The organism is Paenibacillus sp. FSL H7-0756, from assembly GCF_038006765.1.
Taxonomy (GTDB): domain Bacteria; phylum Bacillota; class Bacilli; order Paenibacillales; family Paenibacillaceae; genus Paenibacillus_AQ.
Genome location: NZ_JBBOVT010000002.1, coordinates 311,153 through 329,799 on the forward strand (window position 1 = coordinate 311,153; position 18,647 = coordinate 329,799).

An 18,647-nucleotide genomic window follows, 5' to 3' on the forward strand; every position below is an offset into this window, starting at 1 on the left:
AATTGTTCAAATAACGAATAAAATGGTATTGTAAGCGTTATCTGACAAAAGCTTCGAAAGGAGACCTTCAGTATGATATTCAAACGTGCCAAAAAAAACTTGCAACCCAATCATCCAACCGTTACCTTGCCGCAGATCAAGCAGGCTGTAAGGCAATTTGAAGAAGATATGCCCGCTCCCATTAACCGTACCGCTCTGATCCAGGAAGATAAGAGTATTGACCTGAACCGGCTCAAACGATATTTAGGCGGAGTCCCGCAGCAGAAGTTCTATATGTCCAGCGAGACCTTTGAGATTTTTGAAGAATCTGACAAGCTGGTGCCATACTACCTCGACATGGTTCAATCGGCGGTAGACAATTATATCAGTGACACTGGCAAGCTCCCGCTGCTCGAAGACGCCTGGCTCCCTGAGGTTCATTACCGGCTGCTCTCCACTGAGCGTTATCTGAAGGAGACACCGCCGTTCCCGCTCTATATTACCGACGAGGAAATGATGCTGACGCACCGGGCAGAGCATTTTGAATCCTGACAGCTCAGCCAACCTGATTCCCCTATACAGGCCATTCTGACGAAGGAGAGGTTGTCCTTCCCGGCGGAATGGTCTTTATTTTGCGCTACGGGGCGTAGTACAATAAGCATCTGGTGTTTTATCGCAGAAATGGACGACAGAAGGGGAGCGTATACATGAGAGAGGTACAAGCTTTGCTGTTTGATCTGGACAACACCCTGATGGACCGTGATCAGACCTTCCGCAGCTTCAGCATGAAGTTTGTGCAGGATTTCCTGGGACATCTTAGCGAAGAGCAGGCACTGCAGGTGGTGGAGGATATGATTATCAGGGATGCCGACGGATACCGGGATAAGGACGGGTTTTTCGCGGAGCTGAGCGAGGTTCTGCCTTGGGAGAAGGCGTTGACCGCTGCGGACATCCGGGCCTATTATGACGAGACCTATATCCGTCACGGGGCGATGATGAAGCATGCGGTGGAGACGCTGGAGTATTGCCGGGAACGCGGATATCCGCTGGGATTGGTCACGAACGGCGGCACAGATATTCAATATGGCAAAATCGATCTGCTCGGACTCCGCGGCTACTTCCGCACGATTGTCATTTCGGGCGAAGCCGGGATCAGCAAGCCTGATCCTGCGATCTACCGGTTAGCCCTGGAACGTCTGGGTTCCACGGCGGAACAGACGATCTTCATCGGGGATCACCCCGTGAATGATATCTGGGGGGCGGCTAGAAGCGGGATGGATACGATCTGGCTGAAACGCAATCACCCTTGGGATGAATCACTGAATGTGAAGCCGGTCGCGGTTATTCAAGAGCTGGATGAGCTGCGGGGCATTATTTAAGAAAGTTAGGGCCTGCTGTTGACAAACGGCATCCGGGCCGTATATTATAACAGCATATTATTTCGGAAGGAGACGATGTCAAATGGCAGTTTATACTAGCGGTTCAGGATTGGTTGCTACTGTTGTGGATACGTGTCTTCCGGGAAAAGCGGCTGTGGAGTAATTATTAATCCCAGCTTCGCAAGTAAGCTCTATGTTGCCTTCTAGAGCCGCCGGGAACCGTATCGGTTCCGGCGGCTTTTTTGCGTGTGCAGTTTTGCTGCATCACGCCCGAAATAGCGGAGTCTGCTCCTTCTCGCGAAGAGAGTAGCTTCCGCTATTCTGGAATGACTCTGCCCAGCGGGCGGTTCTTTGCTGTACCACAGCATGGGCCAGCTCGCTGCCGGGTCTGCCTCTGCCGCCGGAACCTTTGGGTTCCGGCGGCTTTTTTGCGTGCGCCTTAAGGAGCATTACTTCCCGGAGATACATGGATGTGTGGTAAGCGGATGTATTAAGAACAATAATAACCCATTCAGGAGGAAATGCATGAATATCGATATTAAGCTTGAACAGTACGGCTGGAATGAAGAATGGAACCGGAAATGGACAGATAAGCTGCGGCTGCTGGACGGCAGGGACTATGCAGCGGGCCGGATTGCCGGGGATTTCGGCAGTAAATACAGAGTAATTACCACAGCAGGTGAAATATGGGGTGAGCTGTCAGGCAAGTTCCGGCATTCGCTGAGCGGGTCAGGCGAGTATCCAGCGGTAGGCGACTGGGTGGTCCTGGCGATGCAGGATGGAGGAGCACATGCAGTAATTCATGGCGTGCTTTCCCGTCACAGCGTCATCTCGCGCAAGGTGGCGGGCCCGACTCAGGAGGAGCAGATCGTGGCTTCCAATGTAGATACTCTATTCCTGGTCAGTGCACTGAATGATGATTTCAATGTGCGGCGGATGGAGCGTTATCTGATTATGGCGTGGAACAGCGGGGCGAATCCGGTCATTCTATTGACCAAGGCAGATCTGTGCACTGATGCGGAGCTGAAAATGGCCGAAATGCAGCAGGCGGCTCCAGGTGTCCCGGTCCATGTGGTCAGCGCCTTACTAGGCGACGGACGGGAGGAGCTCCAGCCTTACATCGGCAGCGGCCAGACGGTAGCTCTGACCGGTTCGTCCGGCTGCGGCAAATCCACGATGGTTAACTGGCTCAGCGGCCGCAATCTGCAGCTCACCCAGGATGTGCGGGAAGGGGACAGCCGCGGACGTCATACGACCACTCACCGTGAGCTGTTTGTCCTCCCGGACGGCGGGATTATCGTCGATACGCCGGGAATGCGCGAGCTGCAATTGTGGGAGGATGACGGCGGACTGGACCTGGCGTTCGGTGAGATCAGCAGCCTTGCGGCTGAATGCCGCTTCAGTGACTGTACGCATACACGGGAGGAAGGCTGCGCCGTGCTTGAGGCGGCCGCGAGCGGAGTATTGGACGGGAAGCGGCTGCAGAATTACCACAAGACGCAGAAGGAGCTGCAGTTCCAGAACAGCAAGGAAGCGCGGCAGAAGCGCAAGACAGCCGCCGCCTCCACCAAGAGCACCCCGCCCCGTGCCAAGGGCAACAGCTGGCAGCGGGTGTTGGATGAATATTAAGCAGCGATGACATTGCAGGGCGTTGCAGGAGCATGGAAGCGAGCTTGGGAATAGGGATGAAAGTTTGCATAACGGAATAAGCTTGCTGGATGCTGAGCATTGTGTAAGTAGGAGCTACGCCACCCTGGAGAGTAGTTGGAAAAACGTATTTTAATTTGGTGGTTTGGGAGCTAGAGAGGAAATTAGTTGGATAAACGTCACTTACTACACCGTAAATAGCTCATTTGGACAAAATCAAGGATATTAAGTGCTGCTTTTCCAACTGCTCCCTAGCTCGAGGCCGCTTATTAAATAACAAGTGGAGAAAATCCACCTGCTTCAGCAACTATTATAAAAATGGCATCTGGCACACTAAAAAGCAGCGATTCTCCCGTTAGTGGGGAATCGCTGCTTTCCGTTTTTGGTCAGTCTCCCTACGAAGACTTTCAAAAAGCTTTTATGATCAGATTAGAACGATGCTGCTGCAGTTTTAGCCAGTTGCAGGCCGGAAGCGATGATGTCAGCGGATTTGTCCGGGTTCTGGTTGTGTCCTTCGATGATTACCTGTGTAGTTTCTTTGAAGCCCCAGAAGTTCAGGTTGCCCATGATGAAGTTAACAGCCATTTCAGCACTTGCGGCCGGGCCTTCGGAGTACACGCCGCCTCTGGCGTTCAGAACAGCTGCTTTTTTACCAGTCAAGAGTCCTACAGGACCTTCTGCAGTATACTTGAAGGTAGTTCCAGCCTGGTTCAAGTAATCGATATAAGTGTGCAGTACAGCCGGAACGGTCATGTTCCAGAGCGGGAAGGCGAATACTACTTTGTCAGCAGCCAGGAACTGGTCCAGATATTTCTTCACAAGTGCTGCGCCTGCTGCTTCTTCAGGAGTAGCTTCGAAGCCTTGAGCGGCTTTGTATACACCAGTGATCAGAGTGTTATCGTAGTAAGGAAGCTGTTCAGCGAACAGGTCGAGTTCAGTGATCTGGTCCTGCGGATGAGTCTCCTTGTAGCTGGACAGGAATTCGTTGTAGAGCTGAACACTTACGGATTGCTCGGCAGGGCGGTTATTAGCTTTGATAAACAGTACATTCGACATTATGATTTCTCCTTAGATATCTATTTAATATTAACTATCGATAATATAGCATTTAATTTTTAGTTTGTAAATATCCGTCGTATAAAATTTTTATTCTGCCTGCAGAAGCTGCTATTCTTCGCAAATGTACCATATCTTCTATAACAGCGCTCTAATCCGCCCGGGAACGGTCTATATGTAGTATTCCAAATTTCGCAAGCGGTGCAGGCGCAGCCAGGGACAAGTTTAATGATTCTGCGGCCCGGTTATATAGGTGATATAAGGAGAAGAGGAAATGATTCCCTCTCCAGATCACGGGACTAAGCCCCCATTTAAAGGAGCGATTGACATGTCCATCGACCGTTTCATCCTGAAGAAACTGGACAGCTGTCACGAAGAGCATACCCGGCGTAACCTGGTGAAGTTGTTCAAATTGCGAATTAAAAAGGCGGAGAAAGAGGAGAACCGGAACCTCCGGATTGGATAACTGCCGGTATAATGTTGAGTGTTAAGCCCCTGTAAACCATAGACTAAGCGCATCCCTCACTTGCGGGAATGTGCTTTTTTAAGTTGTTTATCCATATATGTATACCGCCAAATACCGGCAAAAAAATATCCCTCTGTTTAATAGAGGGATAAGGCCAATGAATCATTTTCACTGTAACTGTGCAATATAGCTTCTGAGCCTTTAATTTCGATACTGATCAGGGAATTCAAACAGGTCTGCAGGGCGTTTTTGCCTTTTTGAATTTTGAGTTCAAGGGTGCTGTTTAGCAGTCGAAGTACTTTTTGGGTCGGCTGTTTGTTTTCTGTTGTGAAATATACAGGGACAAGCTTGTTTTGAAATGTGATGAGCATTCTCATTTTGAAAACCACCTCGCTAAAAGTATTTCATGGTATTGATCTTACCCTGTGTTTCTTAATTTTACCTTAAAATTAGCTTATGATAACATAAAGATTGCAAGTTTTATAGTTTTGCTTGTTTTTTTGAAAGCCACTCATTTACATTAAAACATAGATGTATGCCTAAAAGGAAGGGATAAAGAATGTGAATAAGCAAGAGGTGATCTGTCTGGCACAGTATCTGTTCCCCGGTGAGACCGAGCGTAGAGTGGTGGCGGAGCTCCTGCACGCAGCCTCCGGCTCCAAGCGGATCTGCAGAGTGAAATTCAATGAGCGTGAATATGCGCAGGATGTATGCCTGCAAGTACATAAGGATAAGATCCTCCTGAGAGGGTTAACAGAAGAGGACGATTTCGCCTACGAACTGAAAGAGCCGGCAGAGATGAAGCGCGCCTGCTGTTACCTGTTCAATTGCTTCGAGCGTGCGCAGCCCCGGAACCAGTCCGCTCCAGCGGTATTCCTGTCCAGACGGAGTTATGAGGAGATTCATAAGAAGGCCGGAACGTGGAACCTCTGTGTGCTGGCGGCTTCACTGGAAGCGGAGACAGGTGATCCTGACAGCTCTGTAGAATTGGCTAAAGTACTTAAGAACCGGACAGCTTCCGGTGAACTGCGGTTATGTGTGCGGAATGATGAGGGCTGGACCCTGCAGCAGATCTCTTACATAGAAGCTTCTTCGGGCGGATGGCTTCTACGCAGCAGCAGTGAACAGGATGACGGTTATATCATTGCGTTCCCGCTGACCCGGGCAGAGCTATGTCATGCTTTTGGGGAATGGCTGCTCTATTAAGATTGTTCTGGCAAAATAGCTTTGGCGGAAGCACCGACTAACTCTGACGGGTCCGGCTCGCTGGTCCGGTACAGCGTGAATACGGCGCTGCGATCGCTCATAATGCGGGCGGGGTATACGAACGCAATTTAATGTAAGCGCTTTATATATTGTACTTTAACCTTTCCATAGACTCCCGCATATGCATAGAGCAAGGGCGAAAGACCCGGGAGGAAAGGAGTGGAGAGGATGAAAGGGTTCAAAAGACTGTCATTGCCGTTCTTGGTAATGCTTGTGCTCGGCTCTGTTCTTGCAGGCTGCGGCAGTAAATCCGGTGATGTCAAGGTGAAGATCGGCGAAGTTACCCGTTCCGTGTTCTATGCGCCTGAATATGTGGCCTTATCGCAGGGCTTTTTCAAGGATGAAGGGCTGGATGTGGAGCTGCAGACGATACCTGGCGGAGATAAAACCATGACGGCCCTGCTATCAGGAGCAATCGATGTGGCGCTGGTCGGTTCGGAGACCTCCATTTATGTGTACCAGCAGGGGGCGGATGATCCTGTAATCAATTTTGCCCAGCTTACACAGCGGGATGGAACCTTCTTGTTCGCGCGTACACCGGACAGCCATTTCACATGGGACAAAGTGAAGGGCTCGACCTTCCTGGGGCAAAGGCAAGGGGGCATGCCGCAGATGGCGGGCGCATTCACGCTGCTGAATAAGGGGATTGATGCGGGGAAGGATCTGACGCTGATCCAGAACATTGATTTTGCCAATATTGCCGGCGCGTTTGCTTCAGGGACCGGGGATTATGTACAGCTGTTCGAGCCTCAGGCATCGATCTTCGAGAGTGAGGGCCGGGGCCAGGTGGTTGCTTCCTTCGGGGTAGAGAGCGGTTATCTGCCGTATACGGTATTCATGTCCAAGCAGAGCTACATTACTAAGAATCAGGACACGGTGCAGAAATTCACCAATGCGGTCCAGCGTGCCCAGTTATGGGTGAAGGCTCATAGTCCTGAGGAGATTGCTGACGCGGTCATGCCTTATTTTGAAAAGATTGACCGGGGCATTGTGGTCTCTGCCATCAGCCGTTATAAGGAACAGGATACCTATGCGGTGAATCCGGTAATTGATGACAAGGAATGGAATAATCTGCTGGATGTTATTGACCATGCCGGTGAGCTGAAGGAACGAATCCCTGCCGCTAAAATAGTTAATAACAGCTTTGCAGAGCAGGCAGAGAGCACCATCAAGGAGTGAGGAGGCCGACCACTATGCTTCCAGTAGTCGAGTTTAAGGAAGTCACGCACGCCTATCTGGGAGACCGCGAGGCTTCGCTTGCTATAGAGGATCTGAATCTCAGCGTTGGCCAAGGCGAGTTCGTCAGTCTGGTCGGACCGAGCGGCTGCGGCAAAACAACGATTCTGTCGATCATCGCCGGGCTGCTGCAGGCTTCACGCGGTGAGGTGCTGCTCAGCGGACGTAAGGCCGCGGGACCTTCGCCGGAAGTCGGCTATATGCTCCAGCAGGACTATCTGTTTCCCTGGAGAACGATTGAGGATAACGCGTTGCTCGGGCTGGAGCTGACCGGAAGGCTCACCGGAAGCTCGCGTGCCAAATCGTTGCAGCTGCTGGCCGATATGGGGCTGGAAGGCAAGGAGCAAGCCTATCCGGCACAGCTCTCGGGAGGGATGCGCCAGCGTGTTGCTCTCGTGCGGACGCTGGCTACCGACCCCAGCTTGCTGCTGCTTGATGAGCCATTCTCGGCGCTGGACTACCAGATTAAGCTGCAGCTGGAGGATCTGGTCTCGGAGACGCTGATGCGCCGGGGAACCACGGCGATTCTGGTTACGCATGACCTGTCTGAAGCGATTGCGGTCAGCAGCCGGGTCATTCTTCTCCAGCCGAATCCGGGCAGAATCCGCCGGATTTTTGAGATTCCGGAAGCGATCCGCCGCACCCCGCCGCTGTATGCGCGGGACCTGCCGGGCTTCGCGGAGCTTTTTCACGAGGTATGGAAGGAAATGGAGCTGGCAGGGAGGGAAGAGATGTGAATACAGAAGCGCAGCCCCGTGAGACGGCCTCCCGTGCGCAGTGGCTGGAACAGAAGCATGCGGATTACAGGAAGAAGAAGCTGCGCCGCAAGAGTCAGGTGCTTATGGTCCGGAGCAGCCTGCTGCTGGTGTTCTTCGTGCTCTGGGAAGCCGGGGCCAGAATGGGCTGGATCGATGAGCTGTTGTTCAGCTACCCGACGAAGGTGTTCGGGCAGATCTGGGAGGACATGGTCAGCGGCAGTCTGTGGCCGCATCTGGGAATGACCGTGGGCGAGACCGCGGTGGGCTTTATTCTGGGCACCTTAATCGGGACGCTGCTGGCTGTCGTGATCTGGTGGTCACCTTTTCTGTCCGCCGTCCTGGACCCTTATATGGTTGTATTCAACAGTATGCCGAAGGTGGCGCTCGGACCGATCTTCATTGTCATGTTCGGGGCAGGCTTCACCGCCATCGTCGTTACCACCTTATCGATTACCGTGATTATCACGACTCTGGTAGTGTACAACAGCTTTTGCAGCGTGGACCCGAATCTGGTCAAGGTGGTCCGCTCCTTCGGCGCCTCCAAAAGCCAGGAGTTCTGCAAAGTTATTCTCCCGGCGTCGTTCCCGGCGGTGGTCTCCACCCTCAAGGTGAATGTCGGCATGTCCTGGGTCGGTGTCATTGTCGGTGAATTTTTGGTGGCGAAATCGGGACTGGGGTATCTGATTATTTACGGTTTTCAGGTGTTCAACTTCACCCTGGTCATGTCGAGCCTGCTCATTATTGCGGCTGTGGCTACGGCCATGTACCAGCTGGTGGTGTATGTGGAGAAGCTGCTGCTGTCGAGACGGTAAGAACCATGTCATATTGTGTCTCTTGGCAAAATCTTGTACCATGACTATATCTTTATCTGAATGTTGAAGCTTAACGGTGTAGGAGAGATATTCACATGGGATTTCGTATTATTAAAACGGCGGCTGCAACTCTGCTGTCTATTCTGCTGGCAGCCGCCGCTGGTATCCCTAATGCCCAAAGCGCGGGATTGCTGGCCATTCTCGGGGTGGAAACGACCCGTAAAAGGAGTCTACGCACGATTTCGGCGCGCTTTTTCGCCTCATTGGTGGGACTCTTTTTGGGCTGTATTCTGTTTTGGGCCCTGGGCTTTCATTATTGGGTACTAGGACTGTATGTATTGTTCGGCTTCCCGCTGATCGTCAAATCCGGCTTCAAGGAAGGGATCGTCACCAGCTCGGTCATTGTGTTCCGCGTGTTTGGACAAGCTGATATCACGGTTCATATCCTGCTGCAACAGGTGGAGCTGCTGATTATCGGCCTCGGCTCCGCCGGACTTGTGAACTTCATCTATATGCCGCAGACCGGCGGGATCATTGCGGGCATCCGCAAAGAGGTGGACGGCTACTTCTCGGTCATCTTCCGGCAAATGGCCAGAACGCTCCGTGATCCCGGCTATATCTGGGACGGGAAAGAGCTGATCGGGGCAGGGGAGGCTGTACAGAAGGGGCTGAGCGCGGCATCCAGGGAAATGGAGAATCATGTGATCCACCCGGATGAAGCCTGGAATGTGTACTTCTATATGCGTAAGGAGCAGCTGGAGTCCATCCAGAATATGATGCAGCTGCTCTCGCAGGTCTACCGGCAGCTGCCGCACGGAGATATGGTGGCAGAGCTGTTCGACCAGCTTAGCGGTGATGTGCTGGCTGAGGAATATACCGGCCGGACCGAACGGCTGCTGGAGGAGCTGCAGCAGGAGTTCCAGGAGATGGAGCTGCCGGATTCGCGTGAGGAATTCGAGATCCGCTCCGCGATTCTGCAATTATGCCGTGAGCTTGCGCTGTATCTTAAGATTGCCAAACGCTATAAAAGCCCGGTGGAGCTGCGTCCGGCGAAGGACAAGCAGCCTGCGAAGGGCAAAGCGTAAGCAAATCCATGTAATTTAGGTGTCAGGTATTCACAATCCGGTGTAAAATAACGATAAGAAACATAAGCACCGCAAGTGAGCTTGTCTCTTAAGTGATGTCCAAAACTCAAGAATCTTGGTCTGGCAGGTGAGGAATATGAATAACAGCAATGATCAATATATCGGCAAACAGCTGGTAGCGAACCTTTTTAATCATAGCGGTGTATTTGTCTTGCCGGCATTGACCCTGCTCACCGGAGAGCATATCCGCCTGATTACGCAGCACAAGATCGTTCTGGAGCCGCAGGATGTGGTCCAGGTCGATAGCGCTGCATTCTATCAGCTGGCTGTGGATGACTGTACGGCGGCAATGGAGAGTATTTTTGAACAGCTGCGCTATACGAAGACGAAGCGTCTGCCGATGATTGAGCTTAGGAATGAAGTGATCCCGTTCATCCAGCAGGTGAGCGAGAAGAATGATTTCTTTGGAATATTGTCTGCGCTGCAGACTAAGGATGATTATACATACAGGCATAATGTGGCAGTAGGGATCATCTCTACACTGCTCGGCAAATGGCTGAAGCTGAAGCCTGACGAGCTGAGTATGCTGACGATTGCTGCGACGCTGCATGATATCGGCAAAATTATGATTCCGGCCGAGATCCTTACCAAGCCGGGTCCGCTGAGTGAGGATGAATATGCCCTGATGAAGAAGCACACGACCTATGGCTATGAGATGATCCGCGATACGGTGGGAACCAATCATATGCAGGCGCTCGTGGCGCTGCAGCATCACGAACGGATGGACGGCAGCGGCTATCCGTTCGGCGTGCTGGGCCACCGGATTACGGATTTCAGCAAGATCGTAGCGGTGGCGGATATTTTCCACGCGATGACTTCGGACCGGTTCTACCGTACAGCCGCGCCGCTGTATGAGGTGCTTAAGCAGATGGACGAGAATGTCTACGGCAAGCTGGACCCGTATATCTGCAGTGTGTTCATTAATAAGCTGATGCAGTCGATGATCGGCAATGAGGTGCTCCTGACGGACGGGCAGATCGGCAAAATCATTATGATTCTGGCCCATGACCCGCTGCGTCCGCTGGTGAACATCGGTGAGGACTTCATCGATCTCAGCCGCCACCGGCAGCTTGGTATCGTACGTGTGCTTTCCTAGCAGAGAGCCTGGCCCTTCCCGGCTTAAGATGTTGGCACAACAAAAAGTAGCGGTTTTCCCGGTTTGGGGGAGCCGCTACTTTTGTTTTTTTTCGGATCAGGAGACTCATAATGGACTAAATCCGGCAATAAAATGAAGCAAAGGGCTTCAGTTACGGCATCTGAGGGCTTACCCAAATTTATTTCTACTCTAACAATCAACAAATGCCCAGAACGTGCATACACTTGATAGTGAATGATTGTATGGAGGAGGTTCAAAGATGTCATTAAGCCATAAACGTCAAACAAGGGAGATCATTACGAAGGCAATTTGCGGCAAAGGTCGTAAGTTCTCTACAGCAACCCATACCGTGACTCCGCCACATCATCCGACTAGTATTCTGGGGGCTTGGATCATTAACCACCAGTACGAAGCGGTTGCCGCCGGGAACGGAATCGAAGTGATTGGTACCTATGATGTGAACATCTGGTATTCGTACGACAAAAACAAGCAGACCGAGGTTGCCAAGGAAACGGTCTCCTATGTGGAGCTTATTCCATTGTCGTACCTCGACCCGAGACACCGTGCTTCCACGGCACAGGTCTCTGCGGAGGCAACGCAGGAACCCAATTGTGTGGAAGCCGGGGTATCACCGGGCGGAGGCAGTGTGACACTCCGCGTGGAACGCGAGTTCGATGCGGAACTGGTGGCTGAGACCAAGCTCCGCGTGTTTGTCAGTGATCAGAGTGACGATCTGGAAGACAAGGATTATGATTTTGAAGGCGAGAATTATGATTACGATGATCTGGACCCTGACGCTCTGGATGATGAGTTGTAGGAAGGAATGCGCCGCTGCCTGAAGTACTGTGTGGGTTATGATCCATTATATGATGAGAGGGCAGCGGCGTAGAGGGCGAATGCCCTCTTTTTTTAAAAAAATAAAAATATTTTTTGCAGGGTAAGGATTTAGGCTTCAGGTTGTTGAGTATCCTTCAAGGCACAGGGATGCGGAGGGGGAGGCTTGCGCTGGAGAAGCGGCATTCATCAGGGAATTTAAACAGGGCGGCGTTCGGATGTCTAAGTATACACCGCAGCGGCGATCAAGCTTCGGGTTCAATTTTTATACGGTCTTATATATGTATTATTTTTACTTTGGTTTTCACGCTATTTCCACTTGAACATTTGGGGGTCAGGCTTCCTCAGCGGCTTATGCTCAAAGGGTATTGTCCGGTACAGGATGGTACGCAAGGGGATAAGGCACTGAGGAATTTCGTATGGGCGGAGGCATTAGACATGAATGAAGGGCTGAACGTATTCCGGCAGCTTGCGCCGGAGCAGATGGAACGCAGGCTCCGGCGCTGCGGGATTGAGGCCGACTCCGATTCTATCGCTAGAGGGTCGCGGCAAGATACAAGAGGTACCCATGCCCACTCACATGGACAAGACCCTGCAAGCTACAGACAGCACTACCGCGTGCTCATCTTCAATCTGGCCGTGCTGGACTGCCAGCCGCTTGGAGCGGGAGCAGCTATGGGCGCTGGCGGGGGAGCGGCTGGATGGTTGGGTAGGGATGGGAGCGGCGGGCTGGGAGTTGGAGGGCAAGGGGAGTATGAGCGTGATGGTGGGGGAGTCGGAGGGCAGGGGGAGTATAGGAATGGTATGGGAGGAGCTGGAGAGCAAGGGGAGTATGAGAGCGTTGGGCGTGTAGCTGGAGGGCGAGATGGGGATGGGAGTAATGGAGTAGGTGCTGGAGGGCAAGGTGAGTATGGGAGTAGTGAGGGAGTAGCAGGGGGGCAAGATGAGTATGGGAGTGGTGTGGGAGGAGCTGAAGGGCAAGGTGAGTACTGGAGTGTTGGTGGGGGAGTTGAAGGGCAGGGTGAGTATGGGAGTCGTGGGGATGAGCTTGGCAGTTTAGGTGGTGGGGGAAGGGATTTGCGGGGGACTGCGGGGGTTCTGCGGACTACAGCGGTGCGGGCGCTCTATAGTCTGGGGCTGGACAGCGGCGAGGTGGAGCTGCGGGCCATGGGCGGGCGGCGGTATATGGTGACAGGCATTACTCCGGTGATGCCTGATTCCTCAGGAGCGCTGCCTGAGCCGTACCGGTCAGCATCCGCAGCGCTTGCTCGGATGCTCGACAGTGAGCAGCCGGGCCGGCCTGGGCTGCTCATGGGCATGGACCCGGAGTTCCTGCTGCTCCGGGAATCCACGGGCCGCGTCGTGCCGGCGTCGCGGTACCTGCCCATGGACGGCGTCGCGGGCTGCGACGCCGGACCCCCGGGAACGCGCGGCGTGTTCCCGGTGGCGGAGCTGCGCCCTGCGCCGCGCGGGGAACCGCGCGCGCTGCTGGCGCAGCTGATGTCCGCCGCACGCGAGGCGGACCGGCTCATTGCCGACCGCTCGCTGCGCTGGCGGGCGGGAGGTATGCCGCTGCGGGGCTGGGCCCTCGGCGGCCACCTGCACTTCAGCGGCGTCACGCTGTGTGCGCCGCTCCTGCGCGCGCTAGATAACTATCTAGCGCTGCCCCTGTTCCTGCTGGAGGACATCCGGGCTGCGGCCCGGCGTCCCCGCTATGGCGTGCTCGGCGATTTCCGTCCGCAGCCGCATGGCGGCTTCGAGTACCGGACCCTGCCGAGCTTCCTGGTCTCCCCGGTCATCGCCAAAGGCGCGGTCTGCCTGGCTCACCTGATCGTGAGCCATTATGAAGACCTGCCGCTGCGTCCGCTCGACCGGGAAGACCTGCATGCCGCCTTCTACAGCGGCGGCAAAGACCTTCTGCGCACAGCCTGGCCTCCCCTGGAGGCGCAGCTGCGCGCACTGGGCGGCTACGCTGCCGCCGCCCGGTGGATTGATCCGCTGCTGCGCGCCATAGCGGAGCAGCAGAGCTGGGATGAGTCGCGGGATATCCGCGGCTCCTGGGTACGGAGCGCCCCGCCGGACTCCGGGGCGCTGCCCTCCGGGCGGGCGGATGCTTATCAATAGAGCCCGCCGCCGTCAAGTCCAGATAGCCGCCGGTTACAGCTTTTCTGCACCGCTAGGTGTGGAAATCTGTAACTATGGCGGCTGTTTTAAAAACAAACTACTGTGCACAATTGCTCTAAATTACTACAAGTACTCTAAATTACTCTGAATACTTAAGTTACTCAGCTAATCATCCCCTTCAAACTTGCGCCCATTATATGAAACTTCGTTCGAAGCGATCATTCAGTGATAGGTGCCTAGCGATAGGTGTACTCTGTACAACTAAACACACTCTAAAAGAAGCTTTTTCTCTTCTAAGTGTAGTGTGTACAACTAAATTTGCCCGAATCGCCAGAACCCAAGTACAGATGGGTTTTTATATGTACAGATTACAACTAAATGGATAATCGGTGGAATATCGGACGTTTTAGTTGTACGAACTGCAATTAAGCCTAACGCCCAATACAACTACTATTCTAACCCCGCTATCGCAACTACATGGGTCTGGTGGAGTCATTAAGGAAGTGGTTATCAAAGTGATTGTATTTACTGCAGCAGAATCGCCGTTTCCCAGCGCTGTGATTCATTCTAATGTATTTCGTACATTAGATTTCTGGGATTTGGTCCGAAAACTCTTGTTTTCAGGATTTCTACTGTACAAATTGCAACAGATCCCATTTTTTAGCTATTTACAGGACCATCTAAAGTATAAAGTGCAATAGAATGAAAAAATTACCGGGAACTCTCAGCACCATGCTTCATTATGATGGTCTGGGCCTCCGCCACCATATTTTTCGCTCACACATGCAGCCCCATTCGGCACGCCACACTTGCAATCCCCCAGAAGTTACACCCGCCAGCGCCACATCCTCACCCAGCATTCTCAACTATATTCCTACCACATGCAGTCCGCACTCTGACCAAGCGTTCTCAGCTGCACCGATATGCTCACCCACATTCTGTACTGATTTTTTGACCAACATTCTTCCGCATACACATTACACTCGATCCCCATAAGTTACTCTCACCCGCCCCCACATCTCCGACTAGCCCAGTATACCGTCTCACTCAGCTCTTAGACTCGATCACCCACAAGCTCCACACACCCGCCCCCACACCCTTACCCCGCCCAGCATCCCATCTCACTCAGCCCCTCGCACGCGCATCTCTCCCCACAGTTTACTCTCGCTCCGCACATCTCCGCCTGCCCTAGCATTCCGTCTCACCCTGCCCTCGCACGCGTATCTCCTCCACAGCAGCTACTCACGACCGCCCCATTATCCGCCTCACCCCGTCCTTACACCTGCCCCCAACATCTCCGCATTACTCCGACCCTCAAACCACCATATCTCCTACACTCACATCGCGCATTCCTCCCAACAAAGACCCTAATTCCCCACGAACAACCCGCCCCCAGCGCCCGCCACACCCGCCCCAACTTTTAGCAAACGCCGCGTGCTTGCCGGGGGTAACCCGGGGAGCGGAGTTTCTGCTATAATAGAGAACAGTATGAAGCAGGTATGGAGGTAGACGATGGCAAACTATACGCCGATGATTCAGCAGTATCTCAAAGTCAAGGAAGGGGCTAAAGATGCTTTCCTTTTCTTTCGTCTGGGCGATTTCTATGAAATGTTCTTTGAGGATGCGCTGCTTGCATCCAAAGAGCTTGAGATTACTTTAACAGGCCGCGATGGCGGGATCGGGGAAAAAATTCCGATGTGCGGTGTGCCGTATCATGCCGCCGAGGGGTACATACAGCGACTGATCGAGAAGGGCTACAAGGTCGCGATCTGCGAGCAGCTGGATGATCCTGCGGTGACCAAAGGGATGGTCCGCCGCGATATCGTCCGGGTCGTAACACCAGGTACGGTGATGGACGGCAAGATCATTTCGGACAAAAGCAACAACTATCTCGTCTGCGTAACAGAGGAAGACGGGATGATGGCGCTGGCCGCCTGCGATTTGACGACAGGTGAGCTGTATGTTACCTCGGTACTCGCAAGCACCGAGTGGCTGCGCGATGAGATTGGTATCTATGAGCCTGCGGAGATTATCGGAGATTCGGCCCTGCTGGAGGAGCTGCGCAGTGAAGCTTCTCTGCTGGCTAAGCCGGTGGTCTATACCCCATGGGACAAGCAGGAGGAAGCGCTGGCCCGCCGCCAATTCGGCGAAGCGGCCTGGGTCCGGCTGGAGAAGGAGCGCGGCCGTGCCCTGGCGCTGCTGATCTCCTATTTCAGTGAGACCCAGCGCCGTTCCCTGGGACAGCTTACCCAGATCTCACCTTACGAGCCGGGGAATTATATGATTCTCGATCCGTTCACCCGGCGTAATCTTGAACTGACCGAGACTGTGAGGGAACGCTCCAAAAAAGGCTCGCTGCTCTGGCTCCTGGACCGCACCGAGACCTCCATGGGCGGCCGCCTGCTGCGCCGCCGGATTGATAAGCCGCTCTTGCAGCGCGCGCCGATTGAGCGCCGTCTGGAAGCCGTCGATTATCTGTATAACCAGTTCATCGTCCGCGAGGATCTGCGCGGGGCGCTGAAGGAGATTTACGATCTGGAGCGGCTGGTCGGACGGATTGCCTTCGGCAGCGCGAACGGGCGGGATATGAATGCACTGAGGTTGTCTCTGGCTCAGATTCCTGCGCTGAAGGAGATGTGCCTGACCTCCGGCTCTTCTACCTTAAGGGAGATCGGCGCGTCCATGGATGAATGTGCGGAGCTTCGTGAGGATATTGAACGGGCGATTGTGGAGGATGCACCGGTGTCCGTGCGTGACGGCGGAATTATCCGCGCGGGCTACCATGAGCGGCTGGACGAGCTGCGGGAAGCCAGCAGCAGCGGCAAGCGCTGGATTGCCGAGCTTGAAGCGAAGGAACGCCAGGTGACCGGGATCAAATCCCTCAAGATCGGCTACAACAAAGTCTTCGGATATTATATAGAAATTACCCGCTCCAATCTGTCCTCGCTGCCGGAAGGCCGTTACGAGCGCAAGCAGACACTGGCCAACGCCGAGCGTTATGTCACGCCTGAGCTGAAGGAGAAGGAAGCGCTGATCCTGGAAGCCCAGGACAAGATGACAGATCTGGAATACAGTCTGTTCACCGAGCTGCGCGAGCGGATCAGCAGCCAGGTTCCGCGCCTGCAGGCGCTGGCCGAGAAGGTGGCAGAGATTGATGTGTATCAGTGCCTCGCAGCGGTCAGCGCGGAGCACCGGTTCGTGAAGCCGAAGCTGTCCGACAGCTATGATCTGCGGGTCGAAGGCGGACGCCATCCGGTCGTGGAGGCGGTGCTGAAGGATTCGGCGTTCATTGCCAACGGCAGCACACTCAGCAAGGACGAGGGCAATATCCTGCTGATTACAGGGCCGAACATGGCCGGCAAAAGCACGTATATGCGCCAGGTGGCGCTCATCTGCATCATGGCCCAGATCGGCTGCTTCGTGCCTGCGGCCAGCGCCGAGGTGGCACTGATCGACCGCATCTTCACGCGGATCGGTGCAGCGGACGACCTGATCGGCGGCCAGAGCACGTTCATGGTCGAGATGGCCGACATTCAGGTCATGACCGAGAAAGCAACTGCCCGCAGCCTGATCATCATCGATGAGCTGGGCCGGGGGACCTCGACCAGCGAGGGGATGGCGATTGCCCAGGCGGTGATCGAATATGTGCATGATACCATCGCCTGTAAGGCACTGGTCTCGACGCATTTCCATGAGCTGGCCCATCTGGAGCAGAGCCTTGAGGGGCTGCGGAATTATTCGATGGCGGTCCAGGAGAGCGGCGACAAGGTGAACTTCCTCCGCAAGCTGGTGCCGGGAGCTGCGGACAGCAGCTACGGGATCTATTGTGCAAGGCTGGCCGGATTGCCGGAAGGAATTATAGACCGGGCCTACGGGCTGCTTCAGAGCATTGAGCAGGCTTCTCCGCCGGGCAGCGCAGCGCTGAATTACGGCACGGGTTACAGTGACCGGAGCGGGAGCGGAACGGTTATAGAGGAGAATCAGGCTACCGCTGCGCAGACGCCGGATGCCGGAGAGGGAGCTGCCACAGGCAGCCAGTCCTATTCGGGTGAACGCACCACGGGGGCTCCGGTACATCCAGATCCGCATCCCGAAGCAGCGGCTTCTATGGCTGCCGGACAGCGGGAAGCTGCCGTATCCCTTGCTTCTCCTGTAGAGGAAGAGGACAATGAAGTGGTACAACTGTCTATCTTTGGCGAGGAAGAGCCGCGCAAGAACCGCAAGGGCGGAGCAGCGGCACCTGCCGTCAAAGACAATCCGCTGCTCAAAGAGTTAATCAACGCCGTGCAAGGCGCGGATCTGATGAACATGACCCCGCTGCAGGCGATGGGCCTCTTGAATGAGCTGAAGCTGAAGGCAAGAGAGCTGTAGTTCAGCAGAACTGCTGCAGGCATCCTGTTTAAAGTAAAGCAAGGTCCGGACTTGACTGACAGCGGAATATGGACCAAATGTATGTGAAAAACAGCATACATTGTGTTCGCAAGCAGACACGCGGCCCGAATATATGTGAAAAACAGCATACATTGTGCCCGCAAGCATGCAACGGCCTGAATGTATGTGAAAAACAGCATACATTGTGTTCGCAAGCAGGCACACGGCCCGAATATATGTGAAAAACAGCATACATTGTGCTCGCAAGCAGACACGCGGCCCGAATGTATGTGAAAAACAGCATACATTCAGGCCCCAAGCAGGCAAACGGCCTGAATGTATGTGAAAAACAGCATACATTACCGTCCTTTAAAAGGACGGCAAAGGACGGAAAATCCGCTTCCGCTTGTCCGAATAAGTCTTTACAGTCCGTTAGTGTTCAATAATATTTATAAATTAAATAAATGCGGGGTGAACG

General features: G+C 53.8%; 15 protein-coding genes. 13 read left to right on the forward strand and 2 right to left on the reverse strand.

Annotation, left to right across the window (positions count from 1 at the left end; all coding sequences use genetic code 11):
- Nucleotides 1-72: 72 nt before the first annotated feature.
- From NST04_RS18095 to rsgA, 3 genes are all read left to right on the forward strand, one after another.
- Nucleotides 73-531 carry a DUF3939 domain-containing protein gene (locus NST04_RS18095; protein ID WP_341185482.1) on the forward strand — a complete coding sequence of 153 codons (459 nt, stop codon included), beginning with the start codon at nucleotides 73-75 and terminating at the stop codon, nucleotides 529-531.
- Nucleotides 532-686: 155 nt separating this feature from the next.
- Nucleotides 687-1,358 (forward strand): HAD family hydrolase, encoded by a 672-nt coding sequence (locus NST04_RS18100; RefSeq protein ID WP_341185483.1) that lies wholly within the window; start codon nucleotides 687-689, stop codon nucleotides 1,356-1,358.
- Between the two features lie 537 nt (nucleotides 1,359-1,895).
- Nucleotides 1,896-2,987, forward strand: coding sequence for a ribosome small subunit-dependent GTPase A (gene rsgA, locus NST04_RS18105; protein ID WP_445667945.1), 1,092 nt, complete (start codon nucleotides 1,896-1,898; stop codon nucleotides 2,985-2,987).
- 447 nt (nucleotides 2,988-3,434) lie between these two features.
- Here rsgA and NST04_RS18110 read toward each other — a convergent pair whose 3' ends face one another.
- A complete protein-coding gene (locus NST04_RS18110) occupies nucleotides 3,435-4,061 on the reverse strand; it encodes an FMN-dependent NADH-azoreductase (protein WP_036699056.1) in 627 nt (208 codons plus the stop codon).
- Nucleotides 4,062-4,389: 328 nt separating this feature from the next.
- Here NST04_RS18110 and NST04_RS18115 point away from each other — a divergent pair, with 328 nt between their 5' ends.
- A complete protein-coding gene (locus NST04_RS18115) occupies nucleotides 4,390-4,527 on the forward strand; it encodes a hypothetical protein (RefSeq protein ID WP_179090468.1) in 138 nt (45 codons plus the stop codon).
- A gap of 137 nt (nucleotides 4,528-4,664) precedes the next feature.
- Here the strand turns inward: NST04_RS18115 and NST04_RS18120 are convergent, their stop codons facing one another.
- Nucleotides 4,665-4,904 (reverse strand): hypothetical protein, encoded by a 240-nt coding sequence (locus NST04_RS18120; RefSeq protein ID WP_036699054.1) that lies wholly within the window; start codon nucleotides 4,902-4,904, stop codon nucleotides 4,665-4,667.
- Between the two features lie 184 nt (nucleotides 4,905-5,088).
- Between NST04_RS18120 and NST04_RS18125 the strand changes: the two genes are divergently transcribed.
- From NST04_RS18125 to mutS, 9 genes are all read left to right on the forward strand, one after another.
- Complete coding sequence (locus NST04_RS18125) at nucleotides 5,089-5,733, forward strand: hypothetical protein (protein ID WP_341185485.1); 645 nt, start codon at nucleotides 5,089-5,091, stop codon at nucleotides 5,731-5,733.
- A gap of 267 nt (nucleotides 5,734-6,000) precedes the next feature.
- Nucleotides 6,001-6,972: an ABC transporter substrate-binding protein gene (locus NST04_RS18130; RefSeq protein WP_341186789.1), complete on the forward strand. Its 972-nt coding sequence runs from the start codon at nucleotides 6,001-6,003 to the stop codon at nucleotides 6,970-6,972.
- Nucleotides 6,973-6,986: 14 nt separating this feature from the next.
- On the forward strand, nucleotides 6,987-7,766 hold the full coding sequence (locus tag NST04_RS18135) for an ABC transporter ATP-binding protein (protein ID WP_341185486.1): 780 nt from the start codon (nucleotides 6,987-6,989) through the stop codon (nucleotides 7,764-7,766).
- A gap of 80 nt (nucleotides 7,767-7,846) precedes the next feature.
- Complete coding sequence (locus tag NST04_RS18140) at nucleotides 7,847-8,599, forward strand: ABC transporter permease (protein ID WP_445667946.1); 753 nt, start codon at nucleotides 7,847-7,849, stop codon at nucleotides 8,597-8,599.
- Between the two features lie 95 nt (nucleotides 8,600-8,694).
- Nucleotides 8,695-9,684: an aromatic acid exporter family protein gene (locus tag NST04_RS18145; protein WP_341185488.1), complete on the forward strand. Its 990-nt coding sequence runs from the start codon at nucleotides 8,695-8,697 to the stop codon at nucleotides 9,682-9,684.
- A gap of 136 nt (nucleotides 9,685-9,820) precedes the next feature.
- Nucleotides 9,821-10,840 carry an HD-GYP domain-containing protein gene (locus NST04_RS18150; protein ID WP_036699042.1) on the forward strand — a complete coding sequence of 340 codons (1,020 nt, stop codon included), beginning with the start codon at nucleotides 9,821-9,823 and terminating at the stop codon, nucleotides 10,838-10,840.
- A 259-nt stretch (nucleotides 10,841-11,099) separates the two neighbouring features.
- Nucleotides 11,100-11,657 carry an outer spore coat protein CotE gene (locus NST04_RS18155; protein ID WP_036699039.1) on the forward strand — a complete coding sequence of 186 codons (558 nt, stop codon included), beginning with the start codon at nucleotides 11,100-11,102 and terminating at the stop codon, nucleotides 11,655-11,657.
- A 455-nt stretch (nucleotides 11,658-12,112) separates the two neighbouring features.
- Complete coding sequence (locus tag NST04_RS18160) at nucleotides 12,113-13,798, forward strand: putative amidoligase domain-containing protein (RefSeq protein WP_341185489.1); 1,686 nt, start codon at nucleotides 12,113-12,115, stop codon at nucleotides 13,796-13,798.
- A gap of 1,512 nt (nucleotides 13,799-15,310) precedes the next feature.
- The gene (mutS, locus tag NST04_RS18165; RefSeq protein WP_341185490.1) at nucleotides 15,311-18,169 is read left to right on the forward strand and encodes a DNA mismatch repair protein MutS; all 2,859 of its coding nucleotides are present in this window, start codon (nucleotides 15,311-15,313) and stop codon (nucleotides 18,167-18,169) included.
- Nucleotides 18,170-18,647: the final 478 nt, after the last annotated feature.

Coding starts and splice junctions, on each gene's coding strand:
- NST04_RS18095 (WP_341185482.1), top strand. CDS start 73: ATGATATTCAAACGTGCCAAAAAAAACTTGCAACCCAATCATCCAACC.
- NST04_RS18100 (WP_341185483.1), top strand. CDS start 687: ATGAGAGAGGTACAAGCTTTGCTGTTTGATCTGGACAACACCCTGATG.
- NST04_RS18110 (WP_036699056.1), bottom strand. CDS start 4,061: ATGTCGAATGTACTGTTTATCAAAGCTAATAACCGCCCTGCCGAGCAA.
- NST04_RS18115 (WP_179090468.1), top strand. CDS start 4,390: ATGTCCATCGACCGTTTCATCCTGAAGAAACTGGACAGCTGTCACGAA.
- NST04_RS18120 (WP_036699054.1), bottom strand. CDS start 4,904: ATGAGAATGCTCATCACATTTCAAAACAAGCTTGTCCCTGTATATTTC.
- NST04_RS18130 (WP_341186789.1), top strand. CDS start 6,001: ATGCTTGTGCTCGGCTCTGTTCTTGCAGGCTGCGGCAGTAAATCCGGT.
- NST04_RS18135 (WP_341185486.1), top strand. CDS start 6,987: ATGCTTCCAGTAGTCGAGTTTAAGGAAGTCACGCACGCCTATCTGGGA.
- NST04_RS18145 (WP_341185488.1), top strand. CDS start 8,695: ATGGGATTTCGTATTATTAAAACGGCGGCTGCAACTCTGCTGTCTATT.
- NST04_RS18150 (WP_036699042.1), top strand. CDS start 9,821: ATGAATAACAGCAATGATCAATATATCGGCAAACAGCTGGTAGCGAAC.
- NST04_RS18155 (WP_036699039.1), top strand. CDS start 11,100: ATGTCATTAAGCCATAAACGTCAAACAAGGGAGATCATTACGAAGGCA.
- NST04_RS18160 (WP_341185489.1), top strand. CDS start 12,113: ATGAATGAAGGGCTGAACGTATTCCGGCAGCTTGCGCCGGAGCAGATG.
- mutS (WP_341185490.1), top strand. CDS start 15,311: ATGGCAAACTATACGCCGATGATTCAGCAGTATCTCAAAGTCAAGGAA.